This window comes from Spongiibacter sp. (genome assembly GCF_984394615.1).
On sequence record NZ_CFHTQA010000017.1, the window covers coordinates 38,983 to 57,656 of the forward strand.

Genomic DNA, 18,674 nt, shown 5'->3' on the forward strand with positions numbered 1-18,674 from the left:
AAACGGCTTATTGCACGGCTTTGGTTAATGTGTTTTAACTATCCGTGGTTTTTATAAAAATAAACGGTTCCGATGGAGCGCCTAGTGAAGACAACAATCCCAGTAACGGCAGGGCTGTGCCTGCTCGCCACCACCCTTTCCCCCATCACCTACGCACAGGACGAAAGACCTCGCGGCCTGGAAGAAGTGATTGTTACCGCCCAAAAGAAAGCGGAATCACTGCAGGATACGCCCATCTCGCTGACCGCGTTTGGCGAGGAGCGTCTCGAAGTCGACGGCATCAGCAATTTGGGCGATATCGGCTCAAAAGTCCCGGCAATGACGATCGAGCCCTTCCCGATCAACAACGCAACCCTGCGTATTTTTATCCGCGGCATTGGCCCCTCTGACGCACAGGTCACACAGGATCCCGCCATCGGCATCTACGTCGACGGGGTTTACATCGCTCGCTCCACCGGCACCGCGCTGGACGTCGCGGAACTTCAGCGCATCGAAGTTCTCCGTGGCCCTCAAGGCACACTTTACGGTCGTAACACCACGGGCGGCGCGATCAATATGATCACCAAGCGTCCAACAACCGAAGGCTTTGAGTTCAAGCAGAAACTCACCGTCGGCAACCGCAGTCAGTTCACCTCAAAAACCTCCGCCAACATCCCCGTGACAGATTCGGTGGCGATCAAGCTGGGTTATCTGGCCACGCAGATGGATGGCTTCATCGAAAACAAAGGCCCTGGCGGCGATTTCGGTGACCGCGAAGTTGAAGGTCTGCGCTTCGACCTGCGCTGGGATATCAACGACACCACCACGCTTGACTTCGCCTACGACAAATCTGACTTCGGCTACTACAACTACATGTACCAGGCGATCAGTCCGGCCGTGCTGAACAAAGGCCAGGCGGAGCCAGTGCGAAGCTTTGCTAATTCTCAGGCGATGTACGGCAGTGATCGTTTCGATGAAATGACAACCTTCCGCCCCTATGAAGAATCCAAGACCAAGATCGAAGGCTACTCGCTGATTCTGACCAAGAACTTTGAGAATTCTCAGTTCAAGTATATCGGCGCCTATCGAGAGCTCTACGACGCGTCCTACGCTGACTTGGGTGGCGGCGCCGGCTCCGGCGAGTACCGCATCGACTCTCACGAATACTGCGGCCCCGCGGTTCGCGTGCAAACCGGTGCAGACTGCCTGCCATTAGTTGTGCCGCAAATTTCGCAAGAGCAGTCTTCGCACGAACTGCAGTTGAGCGGCTCAATGTTCGACGACTCCGTTGACTACATTGTCGGCCTGTACTACTTCGAAGAAGAGGCCACCGAAGACAACTCGCCATTACACCACCAGTTCAGTTCACGTATCAGCAACGACGCCATTCCGGTGCCTGTTCTGGGCGAATTGCTCGGCGGTATTCTTTTCGGTGCGGGTGACGTCGGCATCGTCAACATGGTATCGCAGCGCTACGACATCGAGAACACAGCCAAAGCGGCCTATGGTCAGTTCACCTGGACCCCGGGAATTCTTGACCAACGCATGCACCTGACGTTCGGTGCGCGCTATTCGGAAGATAACCGGGAAGCACTGAAGAATCAGACCGACAAAACCTACTTTGAAGTCAGACGTTTGGGGCTCGCCATCGACACTGAGAATTTCGATCCGCTGTCGCCGGTTCTGGCGCAGGCAGGCTTCCTGCTCCCGGGCGATCGCAGCTTTGATAACGTCTTCGCTGAGAAGAAATTCACCGATACCTCGTTCAGCTTTATTGCCGAATTCGACCTGACCGACGACGTGAACATTTACGGTAAGTATGTTCAGGCCTATAAATCCGGCGGCTTCAACACGCGCGACCCGCAACGCGGCTCTACCGGCGACCCGGCCAGCGATGACACCGATGAAGCCGCACCCGATGGCATCGTGTATGGCTACGGCTTCGCCGATGGCTTCGACGAAGAGAATGTCGACTCTATTGAGTTTGGTATCAAGAGCGAGCTGATGGATCGCCGCCTGCGGATCAATACCAATGTGTTCTACAGCGAGTACACCGATATCCAGCTGAACTTCATCCTCGCGGGCACCGTGGCCGACACCAAGGTGGCTAACGCCGGTGAAGCAGAAATGATGGGGCTGGAAACCGACATCACCTTCATGGCGACCGACAACCTGATGCTGATGTTGAATTACGCCTATCTGGATACCGAAATCACCAAGGCAACCGACCGCGAAGGCAACGACGTGGCCGACTCCTTTGTGTTTTTCTCGGCGCCGGAAAACAGCTACACGGTATCGGCAGATTGGACCATCGCCGCGACCGACTGGGGTGTGTTGTCAGCCAACGTCAGCTACAACTTCATGGATGACCGGAACGGCGGCTCCCGCGCAGACAATGTTAAGAACACCTTTAACGCGTCTTACAGCCTCTGGAACGGTCGCCTGAGCCTGAGTCAAATGCCCGTCGGGCGCTTCGGCTCACTCAACATTGGTCTGTGGGGTAAAAACCTGCTGGATGAGGAGTACGTGATTTCAGCCATCGACAACCTGATCCACACCGATCGCGGCGTGATCTGGGGCGAATCCCGTACCTACGGTCTGGATCTGATTTACGAATACTGATGTTGGCGGGGCGGTAGATACCGCCCCAATCAGTGTTGGAACTCTGATTCCACGGCAATAAAAAAGCCGCCCTGACAGGCGGCTTTTTTCGTTCCGGCGATCGCTTAAATTTTGAAGATAGGCTGCAGCATCTTCGCGATCAGCCCCTTGAAGGCCAATGGCGCATCCATCCCGGCCAGACAGATACAATCCTCGTCGGCGTCGGCTATCGGCTGGTGTTCAACACTGCCATCGAGCTCGGCAAAATCACCGGCATTGAACTTGCCCAGACTGTCGCTGTAGCCACCTCGCAAAATCAGGGTCAGCTCGTTGCCTTGATGGCTGTGAACCGGCATTTTCTTGCCCGCAGCAATGCGCAGCAACTTGGCTTCGCCTTCGCCAAGTTTCAAATCCACCTGCTTCATCCCCGGTACAATGCTCTTCCAGGGCAGGGAATCGAAATCGTCGTGACCGACCAGATTTCTCAGCAGTCCGGGAACCTCGATTGCCACTTTTCGTGGAGCGGGCTCCTCCGCCTTTTGAGCTGGCGATGCGTCCAGCAAGGCCATCATCGACTCACGACGCCCCTGTGAAAGCGGCTTTTCGTCAAGACTCGCCAACAAGTCGCCTCCCAACGCCTCGCCTTGCGCCGCCAGCGCACGACATTGCGGGCAATACTGCAAATGGCAGCCCACGACCAGCGCTAGTGCCGCAGGCAGGGCACCGGCGGCATAACTGTATACCGTCTCCTCGCTGGGATGATGTTCAATACGACTCATCACGCGTTTTCTCCAAAATGCTGGCGAAACGCTCGTATCGCCAGACGCAAACTTGATTTCACACTGCCCAGCGGCATCCCAGTTTCCTGAGCTATTTCGCTGTGACTTTTTCCTTCGTAGTACGACTTGTACACCACCTGCGCCTGATTATTCGGAAGCTGCTCCATCAACTTCTTCAGCCGATCTCCGTCGGCGTTGACGCTGGGTTCGGGCTCATAGGTCTCTACCAGGCTGTCTTCTGACTCATACGCAACACCGCGCTGTTTGCGCAACTTGTCGATCCACAAGTTCCGCGCCACGCGAAACAGCCACGTGCTTACCGCGGCTTTGTCACGCTTGTATAGGTGCGCCTTGTTCCAAAGTGCCAATAGCGCATCCTGTGTCAGGTCCTCTGCCATAGAGGCTTCGACGCCCTGCCCAAGCAGGTAGGCATTCACTCTGGGAGAAAAATGATCGAACAGCATCATAAAGCTCTGCTTGTCGCGATCATTGGCAACGCGCTCCATGCAATCTGCCCAGAATGCCCCGTCTCGCTCTACTTTGGTGGCATCTTCAGCCATGTATTACCCTCTTGTACGCTATCCTACGTCGGCGAAGCCGCTATAGATCAATCGCGCGTTTATTGTCTGTTGTTGCCCACAGAATAGCTGCTATCAGCACAAACTGCAGCGGAATACGCAGCCAGAGAAACGACTCGGGCAAGTCTCCGCCAACCCCCTCCACACCACTGATCGCCTGATAAATATTGGCCGGCAGCACCAGCAGGCAGTAAAGCGCCATCAGCTTACCCACCTGCTCCCGATAGCGCGGCCAAAATACCATCGGCGCCATGATCAGTTCGGCGACGCCCGTCAACCAGACAATCGCCAGCGGCCAGGGCAGAAACGGGGGAACAATGGCGGCAAAGCCCTCCGCCACGAGAAAATGCGCCACCCCGCCACCGAGAAAAAACAGGCAGATCAGCACACGAATCACGTTCTTCAAGGACGGCTCCTTTTCTTGTGAGAGTGACAACCATATCACCCCTGAAGGTCTGTCAGTATGGCGCGATTTGGCATTTTCCCTGACATCTCAAGTCGCGGTATGGCTTGTGGGGCTGCGCCCTCCCCGATACCATGAAGCCATAAGACGTGGAGAAACATTGATGACGTTCAACAGCATGCCCGAGCTCATCGGCAACACCCCCCTGATAAAACTTCAACAGGTTTCAGAACTCACTGGCTGTACCATTCTCGGCAAAGCGGAATTCCTGAATCCCGGTGGCTCAGTCAAAGACCGCACTGCCTTGGGCATCATCCGAGCGGCAGAGCGCGACGGCAGCCTGCGGCCCGGAGGCACGATCGTGGAAGGCACCGCCGGTAATACGGGAATCGGCCTGACATTGATCGCCAACGCGCTGGGCTACAAAAGCGTAGTGGTCATGCCTCACAGTCAAAGTCGGGAAAAAATCGAACTTCTCGATCTTTACGGTGCAGACCTGCGCCTGGTGCACGCTACCGGCTACAGTGATCCGAACCACTACATTCACACTGCCCGACGTCTGGCCGAAAGCCTCAGCGAAACCGAGCCCAATGGCGCCATCTGGGCACGGCAGTTCGACAACACTGCCAATGCAGACATTCACGAAACCACAACCGGCCAGGAAATCTGGACGCAGACCGACGGCAAGGTCGATGGCTTTATCTGCGCTGTGGGCACGGGCGGTACGCTGGCCGGTGTGAGCCGCGCGCTGAAGGCGCACAACAAGGATATCCGTATCGGCTTGGCCGATCCCCAGGGCTCTGCGCTTTACAATTATTACACCCACGGGGAGCTGAGCGGCGAAGGGCGTTCACTGGCCGAGGGTATTGGCATCAGTCTGATGACCGACAATCTGCGACTCGCCGATGTGGATAACGCCTATCAGATCAGCGACGCCGAGGCGCTACCTTACATCTTCGACCTGCTTCGGCATGAAGGGCTGTGCCTCGGCGGTTCATCGGCGGTCAATATCGCCGGTGCGGTCAATCTCGCCCGCGAAATGGGTCCCGGCCACACGATTGTCACGATCCTTTGCGACTATGGCGACCGGTATAAAAGCAAACTGTACAACCCGGTATATCTGGAGAACATGGGCCTGCCAGCCCCCGACTGGATGCGCAACTAGGCGGGGCCGACAACGGCAAGACTGAGATCGCCGTCGTATTGTTTGCCAACGGCCGGGACTATACTGAACGTTTATTGACATCGACAGAGGCTATGCCATGGGAATAGGCACAATGGTAGTTTTGGCAGTGGCGGTATTCGCTGTGCTCTACCTGATTCTGATGTACAACGGACTGGTCAACCTCAAACACAACGTTGCCAAGCACCGCGCCAACATTGATGTGCTGCTCAAGCAGCGGAACGATGAGCTGCCGAAACTGGTAGAGACCTGCAAGCAATACATGGAATTCGAACAGGAGACGCTGGAGAAAGTTATCCGTGCGCGCTCACAAGTCGCGTCTGCTCAAGCGGGCAACGATATGAAAGCGCTGGGACAGGCGGAAAGCGGGCTGCGCAGCAGCCTCGGCCAGTTATTTGCCCTGGCGGAAGGCTACCCTGAACTGAAAGCTGATCAGAGCTTCAGCCAGTTGCAGAACCGGATATCGTCACTGGAAAATGCGATTGCCGATCGCCGAGAAGTCTACAATGAGGCGGTGAACAACAATAATGTCCGCATCGAGCAGTTTCCCGACGTACTGGTAGCCAGGCTGTTTAACTTCTCCGCATTTGAGTTATTGGAATTCGACAAGGCGCAGTTGAAGGACGTGAATATCAAGTCGCTGTTTGGTCAATAAGGTACTGTGAACAGCGATCTTATCGGGCTCGGAATACTTGCACTGGTCGGCGTATTTTGTGGCGCCGCCAGTCTCTCGCAACTGCGTCGCGCGCGCATCATCGAAGACACCCCCACCTCCAAAATACGCTCGGCACATCAGGGCTACGTCGAACTGATTGGCAGCGCGATGCTGCCTGAGAACGAAGCACCGCTGCTAAGTACATTGGCCGGAGAACCCTGCCTGTGGTTTCGCTATCGAATAGAGCGCTATGAACGAAGCGGCAAAAACAGTAGCTGGCGAACCATAGAAAGCCACAGCAGTACCCGCCCGTTCATATTGAGTGACGGCACCGGCATCTGCCTGGTCTATCCGGAGCGAGCCGAGGTCAAAAGCCACCGCCGCCGCCAGTGGCACGGTAGCAGTCGCCGCCCGTCACCGGGTATCTCCACCACCAGCCTGCTGCTCGGCAGACGCTATCGTTACACGGAGGAACGCCTCTGTGAAAATGACCTCATTTACGCGCTGGGCATTTTCGACACCCGCCATCCGCCCAGCGACACCGAGACGAATTCTGCACGCATGGCTGAAATTCTCTCGGAGTGGAAACAGGACTACGACCGTCTGGTCGCGCGCTTCGATCGCAATGGCGATGGCCAGATAAGCCACGAAGAATGGGAGCTTGCGCGCCGTGAGGCCCTTCGCAAAGCCGAGCGGGAACAGCGCGGCAAGCCCTCGCTGGACGCGATCAACACCCTGCGTTATTCGCCCTCCAGGCAACAACCGTTTATTATCGCTACCTCTGAACCCGAATCACTCAGTCGACGCTACCGCTGGCAGTCACTGGCATGGCTATTGGGAAGCCTGGCATGCATTGCCGGCGTTGCCTGGCTCGTGCAATCCGGCGCAGTATCGATGACGGCAGGATAGGAAAGCGACATGGCAACACGCCGGAACACCCGGGAACGCATTCTGGAAATCGCAGAAGAGCGCTTCGCGAAACAGGGCTTCGCCGCCACCTCAATCAGCGAAATCGCGGTGAGAGTCGGCATCAGCAGCCCTGGCATCTACAAACATTTCAGCAACAAGCTGGCCATCTATGAAGCCGTTTGCGAGAAGCTGATGGCGCCGCTTGTCGAAGCCACCAGCCAACTGGATACCGCCTCTAACTTTCAGGAAATGAGTCAGCAGATTCAGGCAGCAATGAGCGCACTGAGTGACAGGCCGAATATCGCCCGACTGGTCCAGCACGCCACGCTGGCGCAGGACGAAACGCTGACGCTGCTCAGCGACAGGTGGTATCGCAAATTCTTTGCCTTTCTCAGCGATGGCGCCAGCGATCCCGATAACGAAGTGATCAGCGCATCAACCGCGATTGCCTTCCACTGCATGATTCTCGGTTACGTCACCCTCGCGCCATTGCACCAATCCATCTTTGGCTTTGATCCGCTCACGCCGGATCAGCTCAACGCGCAATTCCAATTGCAACAGGACATGGTGAACGGACTCAACAAGCTGTCGACCAAAAGCGGCAAAGTCGCTACCGCCTGAATCAGCCCTGCCCCGACAGCCTGAGTGCAGCTTGCTCCATCGCGTCTCGGTGTTCAGCTTCGAGGCGCGTCATGGTATCGCGGTGCTGATCTCGCTCTTCCCGCGACAGCGACTTCCACGCCTGATGCGTTGGCACGTCGGCCAATACTTCAGCGACCACCGTGAATACCCGACCCTGCTCGCGCAACTCGGCATCCACCACGGGCTGATCCAGCAATACCGCGATACGCAACGCAGCTTCACTGCCGCCGACCTGCCCGTCGAGATAACAGCGTGCCAGCACCTGAATGCTCTCTTCCGCGCCGAGGCGGTGCTGCGCGGGTTCTACCTCCGCAGCGGGCGCTACCATGCCCACCGCCGACTGCGCCCGCTGCGCATCTTCAAGCGCGCGGCGCTGCTCGCGAAGCCGCCACAGCAGATAGCCTGCATACCCGGCCAGCGCAGCGATAATGACGCCACCAGCCACGAACCACGGCCAGTAATGGCTCATAATTCCCCCTGAAACTCTGTGCAAAACGCCAAGTTTACCTGCTATCGGCAAGCAACACCCTGCTTTATAATGGCGCCCCCTAAAAACGGAGGCCCGCCGTGTCTACACCTGACGCCATTCGCTGGAATGAGGAGCACCTGGAACTTCTCGACCAGCGCATACTGCCTGGAACCAGCCAGTACCTGTCATACCGCGACCCCGTCGCCGTCGCTGACGCCATTCGCGACATGGTGGTTCGCGGCGCACCGGCGATTGGCATTACCGCCGCCTACGGTATGGCACTGGCCGCTGCCGCGCAGGCGCCGCAACCCAGTGTTGCCGCCTGGACGACAGCACTGAGCGAGGCCCGCGAAGCGCTGGCAGACAGCCGGCCCACCGCCGTCAACCTGTTCTGGGCACTGCAACGCTGCGATCAGCTTATCGAAACCCACGGCAACGGCGGCAACCTGCCTGAGGCCATGCTGGCGCTGGCCGCCGAGATTCACCGGGAAGACATCGCAATCAACCGCGCCATCGGCGATCATGGCGCCGCGTTGATTGACAACGACAGTCTCGTCTACACCCATTGCAATGCCGGCGCCCTGGCCACTGGCGGCTACGGCACTGCGCTGGGGGTCATTCGATCAGCCTGGAAAAACGGCAGCTTGCGCGGCGTCATCGCCGGTGAGACCCGCCCCTGGTTACAGGGCGCCCGCCTGACTAGCTGGGAGCTGATGCAAGATGATATTCCCGTCACCCTGGCCATCGAAGGCGCGGCCGCGCAACTCATGCGCGAGCATCGCCCAAGCTGGGTCATCGTCGGCGCCGACCGGGTGGCAGCCAATGGTGACGTTGCCAATAAGATCGGCACCTACAACCTGGCCATTATCGCCCGCCATCACGGGGTAAAGATGATGGTTGCCGCACCGACCAGCACCTTCGACCGCCAGATTGACGGCCCGCAGATCCCGATTGAGCAGCGTCCCGCTGAGGAAATCACCCACAGCCAAGGCAACGCCGTTGCCCCTGAGGGTTGCGCCGTGCACAACCCGGCCTTTGACGTGACTCCGGCCGAACTGATCGACGCCATTGTCACTGAGCATGGCATCATTTATCGTCCCGACCGTGAGGCGGTTGCCGCTCACCTCGACGCAGCGGAGAGGAGCTGACTATGCGCAAGAACAAGGCGTTTTTCGACAAGGCTATCGCCTTGGCAGCCGCCGGCGCCGACCTGTATCAGCGCGGCTGGGTCCCCGCCACCAGCGGCAATTTTTCCCTGCGACTGGATGACGACAGCGCGCTGCTGACGGCCTCGGGCAAGCACAAGGGACAGCTCGCGCCAACCGACTTCATCGCCGTTGACCTCGACGGCCAGCCACTGAGCGACGGCAAACCCTCTGCTGAAACCCTGCTGCACACCAGTCTGTACCGCCGCTTTCCGAACCTGGGCGCCGTACTCCACTGCCACAGTCCGGACGCCACATTGATCTCACGACTGCATGCACAGAGTGGCTATATCGCACTGCGTGACTACGAGTTGCTCAAAGCCTTTCCCGGCATCGACAGTCACGACTGCGCGGTGAATATCCCAATTTTTGCCAATACGCAGGATATCGCCGCACTGGCGATCGAAGTCGACGAATACCTGGCCGAGCGACCCGACTGCCCCGGCTATCTGATTCAGGGACATGGCCTGTACTGCTGGGGCAATACACTGGAAGACTGCATGCGCAATCTCGAGGCCCTGGAATTCATGCTGCACTGCGAACTGGAAATGCAGCGCTTGAAGCGCTGAATACGAGGAAATACCCAATGAGCGAACTGCGCATCTACGCCGACGACCAGCCACAACAGACACTGGAACGCAGCACCGACCCGGCCGTGATTACCGGCCTGCTCAATGCGGCAGGCATACGCTTTGAGCAGTGGCAAACTCGCGATGACATCGCCGCTGGCGACGACGCCGAGGCGGTACTCGCGGCCTATGAGCAGGATGTGCAACGACTGGTCGACGAGCAGGGCTACCAGAGCGTTGACGTGATCAGCCTGAATGCCAGTAATCCCGCCAAGGATGAGCTTCGCCAGAAGTTCCTCTCCGAGCACCGCCACAGTGAAGATGAAGTGCGCTTCTTTGTTCAGGGTCAGGGACTGTTCGCGCTGCATATCGGCGGCAAGGTTTACGAAATTCTCTGCGAAAAAGGCGACTTGCTAAGCGTGCCCGCCAATACCCCGCACTGGTTCGATCTCGGCCCGCAACCAGAACTGGTCGCCATCCGCTTCTTCAACAACCCGGATGGCTGGGTCGCGCACTATACCGACAGCGACATTGCCGATAGCTTTTCACGCTTGGAGAACTGATGATCAAGGCCATAGTCACCGACATTGAAGGCACGACCAGCGCCATCGACTTTGTTACCCAAACCCTGTTCCCCTATGCCCGCCAGCGCATGGCGGCATTTATTCAGGAACACAGCGACGACAGCCGGGTTAAACCGCTGTTGCGCGAAGCTGCGAGAGCCGCGAATCTCCCTGAGCACGACCTTCCCGCGCTGGCAGAACAGCTGGAGCGCTGGATAGATGAGGATCGCAAGATCACTCCGTTGAAGGGGCTACAGGGACTGATCTGGGAACACGGCTACCGCAACGGCGATTTTCTCGCCCACGTATACCCCGATGCGGTCACCACGCTGGAGCAGTGGCACCGCCAGGGACTGTCGCTTTATGTCTACAGTTCTGGCTCGATTCTGGCTCAGAAACTGTTTTTCGGTCACAGTGAGGCGGGAGACCTTCGTCCGCTGTTCCGTGATTACTTCGACACCACCAGCGGCCCGAAACGGGAAGCGGCGTCATACCGCACCATCAGCCGCGATATCGACATGCCTGCCCAGCACATTGTCTTTCTTTCCGATATCGTGGAAGAACTGGACGCCGCAGCTGAAGCCGGAATGAAGACCGTATGGGTGCAGCGCAGTGATACCCCCCTTCACCATGAACGGCACCAGGTTGTCAGCCGCTTCGACGACATCCGCCTGGATGCGCTTTACTGAGCTTCCCCGACTTTTTCCATACGCGACAGCTGCTCGGCACGACAACTGCGGTCGGGGCCCATCCAAAGTGAGTCCCCCGCAGCAAAGGAATCAGCATCGCCCCCCAAGCGCAAGCGGGATTCGGGATGCAGTTGACAGCTTTCATTAAGCTGCAGCAGGTAAGTTGCCTCCCGTGCAATCAGCAGTAGCTGTCGCGGCCCCAGATACTGCCAGGACTCGAGCCCCGAACGGGGTAAGCGCTCCAAGTCTTCCGCCGGGCGCAGCCCGATATCCGCCAGTCTCGAATCCAGATCAGGCCGCCGCTCTGGCGGCGCGCAGGCAACGGCCCAGGCACTGAGCAGTGCCACGCCTAATGCAGCTTTGATGGTTGTAGTCCTTGGCATTTGAGATTCCCCCGTCTGCCTCTGACTCATCCGAAGCCCAGCGGTTCGCCACTAGCAGAAATTTTCTCAGCATCGCGCTCTATTTTCTCGAGCCCTATTCACAAAACCAAAGTTACGTTGACGTTAACGTCAACTTGATTTATAACGTCACAAACCCTCAGGAATGTCGCTAATGAGTCGCCAGTACAGCATCTCCGAGCTCGCCTCGGAGTTCGACATCACTACCCGCAGCATTCGCTTCTATGAAGAGAAAGGCTTACTGCAGCCCACGCGAAACGGCCAGACCCGCATTTACAGCGCGGCCGACCGCACCAAGTTGCGACTGATTCTGCGGGGGAAGCGCCTCGGCCTGTCTCTCGAGGAGAGCCGCGACATTATCGAAATGTACGATCCACAGCGTGATAACAGCCCCCAGCTACAACGCCTGATCGACAAAATCCGCGAGAAGCGTGAGATGCTGCAACGCCAGCTCCGTGACATCGAAACCCTGCTGCAGGACCTCGATGACGCGGAAGCCCGCTGTATCGACGCCCTGCAAACCATAAAAACGCCAACTGCCAGCCAGGAGTCTTGAGATGAGCACCCCCTACCCCAGCCTGAACTTTGGTCTCGGTGAAGAGATCGACATGCTCCGCGACACGGTCTACCGCTTTGCCCAGGCGGAAATCGCCCCGCGCGCCGAGCAGATCGACAAAGACAACCAGTTCCCCATGGATTTGTGGCGCAAATTTGGCGACCTCGGCCTGCTGGGCATGACGGTGAGCGAAGAGTACGGCGGCAGCGAGATGGGCTACCTGGCCCATGTGGTCGCGATGGAAGAAATCAGCCGCGCCTCGGCGTCGGTGGGCCTGTCTTACGGCGCCCACTCCAACCTCTGCGTTAACCAGATTTACAAAAACGGCAACGACTTCCAGCGCGAGAAGTACCTGCCCAAGCTGTGCAGCGGCGAACACATCGGCGCCCTGGCGATGTCAGAACCCAACGCCGGCTCCGACGTGGTCAGCATGAAACTGCGCGCCGAGAAGAAAGGCGACCGCTACGTTCTCAATGGCAGCAAAATGTGGATCACCAACGGCCCCGACGCCAACACCTATCTGATCTACGCCAAAACCGACCCACAAGGTGGCTCCAAAGGCATCAGCGCCTTCATCGTCGAACGCGACTTTCCCGGCTTCTCCCGTTCACCCAAACTCGACAAACTGGGCATGCGCGGCTCCAACACTTGCGAACTGGTGTTTCAGGACTGCGAAGTCCCCGCCGAGAACCTGATCGGCAAAGAAGGCGACGGCGCCCGCATTCTGATGAGCGGCCTCGACTACGAGCGCACCGTACTCTCCGGAGGCCCTACCGGCATTATGCTGGCCTGCATGGATATCGTCGTTCCCTATCTTCACGAGCGCACGCAGTTCGGCAAAAGCATCGGCGAATTCCAGCTCATGCAGGGCAAGGTCGCCGATATGTACTGCGACCTGAATGCCAGTCGCGCCTACCTCTACACCGTGGCTAAAGGTTGTGACCGGGGAGAGGAAACCCGCAAAGACGCCGCGGCCGTCATTCTCTACACCGCCGAAAAGGCAACCCAGATGGCGCTGCAAGCCATTCAAACGCTCGGGGGCAACGGCTATATCAACGATTACCCCACCGGGCGACTGCTGCGCGACGCCAAGTTGTATGAGATCGGCGCGGGCACCTCGGAAGTGCGCCGTATGTTGATTGGCCGCGAACTCTTCAACGAAACCCGCTAAGCGTCAGGAGCCGACCATGACTGTGATCACCAGCCGCCTCGACCGCCACAGCGAGGACTTCATCGCCAATCGCGACGCCCTCGCCGCGCAGGTCGCCGAACTGCGCGCCAAAGCCGAAGAGATTGCCCAGGGCGGGGGCGAAAAAGCCCGTCAGCGCCACCACGAGCGCGGCAAAATGCTGGCCCGCGAGCGCATCGACGCATTGCTGGACCCCGGCGCCGCCTTTCTGGAAATTTCCCAATTGGCCGCCGAAGGCGTGTATGGCGAAGACGTGCCCGCCGCCGGTGTGGTGGCGGGTATCGGCCAGGTGTGCGGCGTGGAGTGCATGATTGTGGCCAACGACGCCACGGTCAAAGGCGGCTCCTATTATCCACTCACGGTAAAAAAGCATCTGCGCGCCCAGACCATTGCCGAGCAGAACCACCTGCCCTGTATTTATCTGGTGGACTCCGGCGGTGCCAACCTGCCCCGGCAGGATGAGGTCTTCCCCGACCGCGAGCACTTCGGCCGCATCTTCTACAATCAGGCCAATATGTCTGCCAAGAACATCCCGCAGATCGCGGTGGTCATGGGCTCCTGCACCGCCGGTGGCGCCTACGTACCCGCCATGGCCGACGAAACCATTATCGTCAAACAACAGGGCACGATATTTCTGGCCGGACCGCCGTTGGTAAAAGCCGCCACCGGCGAAGTCGTCACGGCGGAAGAGTTGGGCGGCGCCGATGTGCACTGCCGGGAATCCGGTGTGGCCGATCACTACGCCGACAATGACGAACACGCGCTGCAACTGGCCCGTCAGGCGATTTCCAAGCTCAACCGCAAAAAGCCCCAGCAACTGCAACAGCTCGACAGCCGCGAGCCGCTGCATCCCCCGGAAGAGCTCTACGGCGTGATACCCCGCGACAGCCGCAAACCCTTCGATGTGCGCGAGGTGATCGCCCGCATTGTCGATGGCTCTGACTTCGATGAGTTCAAAGCCCTGTTCGGCACCACGCTGGTTTGCGGCTTTGCCCGGCTTTACGGCTACCCAGTGGGTATCGTCGCCAACAATGGCATTCTGTTCAGTGAGTCGGCCCAGAAAGGCGCGCACTTCATCGAACTCTGCGCCCAGCGCAAAATCCCGCTGATTTTCCTGCAAAACATCACCGGCTTTATGGTCGGCAAACAATATGAGGCGGGCGGCATCGCTCGCCACGGCGCCAAAATGGTCATGGCGGTTGCCTGCGCCCAGGTACCCAAATTCACCGTGGTCATTGGCGGCTCTTACGGCGCCGGTAACTATGGCATGTGCGGCCGCGCCTATGAGCCGCGCTTTATGTACATGTGGCCCAATGCCCGCATCGGCGTGATGGGGGGCGAGCAGGCGGCAGGTGTGCTGGCGGACATTAAACGCGCCCAGTACCAGCGTCAGGGCGAGGATTGGAGCGACGAGCAGGAAGCGGCGTTCAAACAACCCATCCTCGATAAATTCGCCGAGCAGAGCCACCCCTTCTATGCCTCGGCCCGCCTTTGGGACGACGGCGTCATTGACCCGGCCGATACCCGCCGGGTACTCGGCATGAGCCTGTCTGCCAGCCTCAACAAAGCCATCGACGACAGCCGCTTCGGCGTCTTCCGGATGTAAGGGGGCAACATGGACAACGCAATTCTCAGTCAGATTGATGAACGCGGCGTCGCCCGCCTCACCCTGAATCGCCCGGCGATTCACAATGCTTTTGACGACAGCATTATTGCCGCGCTGAGCGCCGAACTCCGCACGCTGGCCAACCACGCGGAGGTTCGCCTGCTGGTACTGGCCGCCGAGGGCAAGAGCTTCTCCGCTGGAGCCGACGCCAATTGGATGCGCCGTATGGCCGGCTACACCGTGGAGGAAAACCGCCGCGATGCCGAAGCGCTGGCCGAGCTGCTGTCACAGCTGGACAACTTCCCCCACCCGACGCTCGCCCGCGTGCAGGGTGCCGCATTCGGTGGCGGCGTCGGGCTGGTCAGTTGCTGCGATATCGCCATCGGCTCGCCGCGCGCGAGCTTCTGCCTCAGTGAAGTCAAGATTGGCCTGATCCCAGCCACGATCAGCCCCTATGTGATTAACGCCATCGGCCCCCGTGCGGCGCGACGCTATTTCATCAGCGCCGAACGCTTTGACGCCGATACGGCTCTGCAGCTGGGCCTGCTCAGCCAGTGCGTGGAAGAAGAGCAACTCGATGACGCGGTTGAGACCTGTATTGCGCAGCTGCTCAACAACGGCCCCGCCGCCATGCAGGCGGCCAAGCGACTGCTGCTGGACTACCAGAATCAGCCGCTCAGTGACGCCCTGATCGCCGATAGCTGCCAGCGCATCGCCGATATTCGTGTATCCCCGGAAGGCCAGGAGGGGCTCAGTGCCTTTCTGGAAAAGCGCCGTCCCAACTGGCAGCGTGGAGACTAATATGTTCAGCAAAATTCTGATTGCCAATCGCGGTGAAATTGCCTGCCGCGTTATTGCCACGGCCAAGCGGCTGGGCATTGCCACCGTTGCGGTGTACAGCGACGCCGACCGCGACGCCAAGCACACCAGTCTGGCCGACGAGGCCTATTACCTCGGCCCCGCAGCCGCGTCTGAATCCTATCTGCGCGGCGAAGCCATTCTCGACATCGCCCAGCGCAGCGGCGCCCAGGCCATTCATCCCGGCTACGGCTTCCTGTCGGAAAACGCCGACTTCTGCCGCCGCTGTGACGACGCTGGCGTGGTATTTATCGGCCCGCCGGTGGCCGCCATCGAAGCCATGGGCTCCAAGTCAGCCGCCAAGCGTATTATGGCGGAAGCCGCCGTGCCGCTGCTGCCGGGCTACCACGGTGACGATCAGGATGATGCCATTCTGAAAGCCGCCGCCGACGACATCGGTTATCCGGTACTGCTCAAAGCCAGCGCCGGTGGCGGCGGCAAGGGCATGCGCATTATCTGGAATACTGAGGAATTCGACAGCGCTCTGGCGGCCACCCGCCGCGAAGCCCGCAACGCCTTTGGCGACGATAAGATGCTGGTTGAGAAATACCTGACCGGCCCCCGCCATGTAGAACTGCAGGTGTTTTGCGACCAGCACGGCAATGCCGTACACCTGTTTGAGCGCGATTGCTCCCTGCAGCGACGCCACCAGAAAGTGATCGAAGAAGCCCCCGCCCCCGGCATGAGCGAGACCCTGCGCCAGGCAATGGGCGACGCCGCGCTGCAAGCAGCGCGCGCGATCGGTTATCAGGGCGCGGGCACCGTCGAGTTCCTTCTCGGCGATGACGGCGGTTTTTACTTCATGGAAATGAATACCCGTCTTCAGGTAGAACATCCGGTCACGGAAATGATCAGCGGCCAGGATCTGGTTGAGTGGCAACTGTTGGTGGCCAGCGGCAATCCGCTGCCCTGCGCGCAAAGCGATTTGCAGATTCGCGGTCACGCCTTTGAGGCCCGACTTTACGCGGAAGATGCCGAGCAGGGCTTTCTGCCCCAGACCGGACGCCTCAATCACCTGCAATTCCCTGAAGAAAGTGACGCAATTCGCGTCGATTCCGGCGTGCGCAGCGGCGACAGCATCAGCATGTATTACGACCCGATGATCGCCAAACTGATTGTCTGGGACGAAGACCGCGACCGCGCGCTGCGCCGCCTGCAATGGGCATTGTCCAAGTGCCAGATAGACGGCCTGACCACCAACCGCGACTTCCTGCTGCAACTGGCCAGCCACCCGGCCTTTGCCGCCTCGGATTTCGACACCGGCTTTATCGACAAGCACGTTGAGCAGATGAAAGCCGATGCCGAGCGGCGCCGCGCCGGACAACAGCAGGAGCACGCGGCACTGGTGGCCCTGCACTGCCTGCTCAGCGAGCAAGCCCAAACCGCGACGGCCGCCACCCCCTGGCACGCAGACAACTGGCGCATGAACCTGCCAAAAGCGCGGGCCTTGTCGCTCGACATTAATGGCCAGCCTATCGATATCAGCGCCCGAGCCCAAGACGGCGCTTGGCAATTGCAAATCGACGACCGCAGCCTGACGGCCAGCGGTGAACTGCGCGGGGAACAACTCAGCGCGGAACTCGACGGTCGCCGCCTGACAGCAAACAGCGTGAGTGATGGCGATAAGCATGTGCTGTTTCTGGAAGACGGCAGCACGCTTCGCTATCAATTGCGGCGCTATCAGAGCGGCGAACAGGAACAGCACGGCGGACTGCTGGCCCCGATGAACGGCCGCATTGTCAGCCTGTTGGTAAAACCGGAGCAGGCCGTCAAGAAAGGCGATGTGCTGCTGATTATGGAGGCGATGAAAATGGAACACAGCGTCACCGCCCCCGCCGACGGCAGCGTGATGCAGTTCCATTTTGCCGAAGGCGAGCTGGTGGAAGGCGGCGCCGCGCTGCTGGCGTTTGAGGAGGCCTCCGTATGATCCCCGATGCCGTCAAAATTGTGGAAGTCGGTCCCCGCGATGGCCTGCAAAACGAAGCTCAGGCGATTTCCGTGGCGGACAAACTCACCCTGGTTCGCCTGCTGGCCGAAGCCGGGCTGCAAAGTATTGAAGCGGGCAGTTTCGTGAACCCCAAATGGGTACCACAAATGGCCAGCAGCGAGGAGGTCTTCGCCGGGCTGCCCAAGGATGGACGCTGTTACAGCGCGCTCACCCCGAACGTCAAAGGGCTTGAGCGTGCACTCGCCGCGGGAGCCAGCGAAGTAGCCATTTTTGGTGCCGCGTCGGAAGGTTTTTCTCAAAAAAACATCAACTGCAGCATTGCCGAGAGCCTGCAGCGCTTCGACGGCGTGATGAGCATGGCCCGCGACGCGGGCGTGCCGGTGCGCGGCTATGTCTCCTGTGTCATCGCCTGCCCCTACGATGGCAGCACGGCGCCGGAGAAAGTGCTGGAGGTGAGTCAGCAGTTGCTGGACATGGGCTGTTATGAAATTTCGCTGGGCGACACCACCGGCGTCGGCACGCCCGCCAGCGTGAATCGCTTGCTGGATAGCTTGCTGCTTGAAATTCCCGCCTCAAAACTGGCAGTGCATTTTCACGATACCTATGGCCAGGCGATTGCCAATATCTACGCCGCGCTGCAACGCGGTATTGCCACGGTCGACAGTGCGGTTGCCGGTCTTGGCGGCTGCCCCTATGCCAAAGGCGCATCGGGCAATGTCGCCAGCGAGGATCTGGTCTATCTCCTCAACGGCCTGGGCATTGCCCATGACGTCGACCTGCAGAAGTTGATCGCGGCGGGCGAGTTCATCTCCGGCCGACTGGGCAGGCCCAGCCAATCAAAAGTGGCTCGCGCCATGCCCACCGAGAACGACGAATAAGACAGAAAAGGGAA

General features: G+C 59.1%; 19 protein-coding genes and 1 pseudogene. 15 read left to right on the forward strand and 5 right to left on the reverse strand.

Going from position 1 to position 18,674, the window contains the following annotated elements; all coding sequences use genetic code 11:
• The first annotated feature begins 84 nt into the window (after positions 1-84).
• Positions 85-2,601 carry a TonB-dependent receptor gene (locus AC5DB9_RS08475; protein WP_272993318.1) on the forward strand — a complete coding sequence of 839 codons (2,517 nt, stop codon included), beginning with the start codon at positions 85-87 and terminating at the stop codon, positions 2,599-2,601.
• Between the two features lie 104 nt (positions 2,602-2,705).
• Here AC5DB9_RS08475 and AC5DB9_RS08480 read toward each other — a convergent pair whose 3' ends face one another.
• From AC5DB9_RS08480 to AC5DB9_RS08490, 3 genes are read right to left on the reverse strand one after another with little or no spacing between them, the layout of a single operon-like run.
• Entirely contained in the window at positions 2,706-3,359 is a 654-nt protein-coding gene (locus tag AC5DB9_RS08480; RefSeq protein ID WP_272993321.1) for a ChrR family anti-sigma-E factor, read from the reverse strand.
• Positions 3,359-3,919 (reverse strand): sigma-70 family RNA polymerase sigma factor, encoded by a 561-nt coding sequence (locus AC5DB9_RS08485; RefSeq protein ID WP_022957996.1) that lies wholly within the window; start codon positions 3,917-3,919, stop codon positions 3,359-3,361. Before AC5DB9_RS08485 ends, AC5DB9_RS08480 begins: the two co-directional genes overlap by 1 nt.
• 40 nt (positions 3,920-3,959) lie before the next feature.
• On the reverse strand, positions 3,960-4,334 hold the full coding sequence (locus AC5DB9_RS08490; protein WP_491732042.1) for a DoxX family protein: 375 nt from the start codon (positions 4,332-4,334) through the stop codon (positions 3,960-3,962).
• 169 nt (positions 4,335-4,503) lie between these two features.
• Between AC5DB9_RS08490 and AC5DB9_RS08495 the strand changes: the two genes are divergently transcribed.
• The 4 genes from AC5DB9_RS08495 to AC5DB9_RS08510 all read left to right on the forward strand — a co-directional run bounded on the left by AC5DB9_RS08495 (position 4,504) and on the right by AC5DB9_RS08510 (position 7,708).
• Entirely contained in the window at positions 4,504-5,505 is a 1,002-nt protein-coding gene (locus AC5DB9_RS08495) for a cysteine synthase A (protein ID WP_272993326.1), read from the forward strand.
• A gap of 112 nt (positions 5,506-5,617) precedes the next feature.
• Positions 5,618-6,178 (forward strand): LemA family protein, encoded by a 561-nt coding sequence (locus AC5DB9_RS08500; RefSeq protein ID WP_022957999.1) that lies wholly within the window; start codon positions 5,618-5,620, stop codon positions 6,176-6,178.
• A 6-nt stretch (positions 6,179-6,184) separates the two neighbouring features.
• Positions 6,185-7,087 carry a GIDE domain-containing protein gene (locus tag AC5DB9_RS08505; protein ID WP_272993331.1) on the forward strand — a complete coding sequence of 301 codons (903 nt, stop codon included), beginning with the start codon at positions 6,185-6,187 and terminating at the stop codon, positions 7,085-7,087.
• A gap of 9 nt (positions 7,088-7,096) precedes the next feature.
• Complete coding sequence (locus AC5DB9_RS08510) at positions 7,097-7,708, forward strand: TetR/AcrR family transcriptional regulator (RefSeq protein WP_022958001.1); 612 nt, start codon at positions 7,097-7,099, stop codon at positions 7,706-7,708.
• A gap of 1 nt (position 7,709) precedes the next feature.
• On the opposite strand, the gene AC5DB9_RS08515 is transcribed toward AC5DB9_RS08510, so the two are convergent.
• Positions 7,710-8,198: a DUF2489 domain-containing protein gene (locus AC5DB9_RS08515; RefSeq protein WP_272993334.1), complete on the reverse strand. Its 489-nt coding sequence runs from the start codon at positions 8,196-8,198 to the stop codon at positions 7,710-7,712.
• Positions 8,199-8,296: 98 nt separating this feature from the next.
• Between AC5DB9_RS08515 and mtnA the strand changes: the two genes are divergently transcribed.
• The 4 genes and pseudogenes from mtnA to mtnC all read left to right on the forward strand — a co-directional run bounded on the left by mtnA (position 8,297) and on the right by mtnC (position 11,224).
• On the forward strand, positions 8,297-9,346 hold the full coding sequence (mtnA, locus tag AC5DB9_RS08520) for an S-methyl-5-thioribose-1-phosphate isomerase (RefSeq protein ID WP_272993337.1): 1,050 nt from the start codon (positions 8,297-8,299) through the stop codon (positions 9,344-9,346).
• Between the two features lie 2 nt (positions 9,347-9,348).
• A pseudogene (locus AC5DB9_RS08525) lies at positions 9,349-9,906 on the forward strand (methylthioribulose 1-phosphate dehydratase); the annotation flags it as partial.
• A gap of 83 nt (positions 9,907-9,989) precedes the next feature.
• Positions 9,990-10,535, forward strand: coding sequence for a 1,2-dihydroxy-3-keto-5-methylthiopentene dioxygenase (locus AC5DB9_RS08530; RefSeq protein ID WP_272993342.1), 546 nt, complete (start codon positions 9,990-9,992; stop codon positions 10,533-10,535).
• On the forward strand, positions 10,535-11,224 hold the full coding sequence (mtnC, locus tag AC5DB9_RS08535) for an acireductone synthase (RefSeq protein ID WP_272993344.1): 690 nt from the start codon (positions 10,535-10,537) through the stop codon (positions 11,222-11,224). The genes AC5DB9_RS08530 and mtnC overlap by 1 nt, the downstream gene beginning before the upstream one ends.
• On the opposite strand, the gene AC5DB9_RS08540 is transcribed toward mtnC, so the two are convergent.
• A complete protein-coding gene (locus AC5DB9_RS08540) occupies positions 11,218-11,607 on the reverse strand; it encodes a DUF6491 family protein (RefSeq protein WP_272993347.1) in 390 nt (129 codons plus the stop codon). The genes mtnC and AC5DB9_RS08540 overlap by 7 nt on opposite strands.
• A 172-nt stretch (positions 11,608-11,779) precedes the next feature.
• Between AC5DB9_RS08540 and AC5DB9_RS08545 the strand changes: the two genes are divergently transcribed.
• From AC5DB9_RS08545 to AC5DB9_RS08570, 6 genes are read left to right on the forward strand one after another with little or no spacing between them, the layout of a single operon-like run.
• Positions 11,780-12,181, forward strand: a complete 402-nt coding sequence (locus tag AC5DB9_RS08545; protein WP_272993350.1) for a MerR family transcriptional regulator — start codon at positions 11,780-11,782, stop codon at positions 12,179-12,181.
• Between the two features lies 1 nt (position 12,182).
• Positions 12,183-13,352 (forward strand): isovaleryl-CoA dehydrogenase, encoded by a 1,170-nt coding sequence (locus AC5DB9_RS08550; protein WP_273010014.1) that lies wholly within the window; start codon positions 12,183-12,185, stop codon positions 13,350-13,352.
• A 16-nt stretch (positions 13,353-13,368) separates the two neighbouring features.
• Positions 13,369-14,976: a carboxyl transferase domain-containing protein gene (locus AC5DB9_RS08555; protein ID WP_273010015.1), complete on the forward strand. Its 1,608-nt coding sequence runs from the start codon at positions 13,369-13,371 to the stop codon at positions 14,974-14,976.
• A 9-nt stretch (positions 14,977-14,985) separates the two neighbouring features.
• Positions 14,986-15,777, forward strand: coding sequence for an enoyl-CoA hydratase/isomerase family protein (locus AC5DB9_RS08560; RefSeq protein WP_272989190.1), 792 nt, complete (start codon positions 14,986-14,988; stop codon positions 15,775-15,777).
• Between the two features lies 1 nt (position 15,778).
• Entirely contained in the window at positions 15,779-17,761 is a 1,983-nt protein-coding gene (locus AC5DB9_RS08565) for an acetyl/propionyl/methylcrotonyl-CoA carboxylase subunit alpha (protein ID WP_272989187.1), read from the forward strand.
• The gene (locus AC5DB9_RS08570) at positions 17,758-18,660 is read left to right on the forward strand and encodes a hydroxymethylglutaryl-CoA lyase (RefSeq protein WP_272989185.1); all 903 of its coding nucleotides are present in this window, start codon (positions 17,758-17,760) and stop codon (positions 18,658-18,660) included. The genes AC5DB9_RS08565 and AC5DB9_RS08570 overlap by 4 nt, the downstream gene beginning before the upstream one ends.
• Positions 18,661-18,674 lie beyond the last annotated feature (14 nt).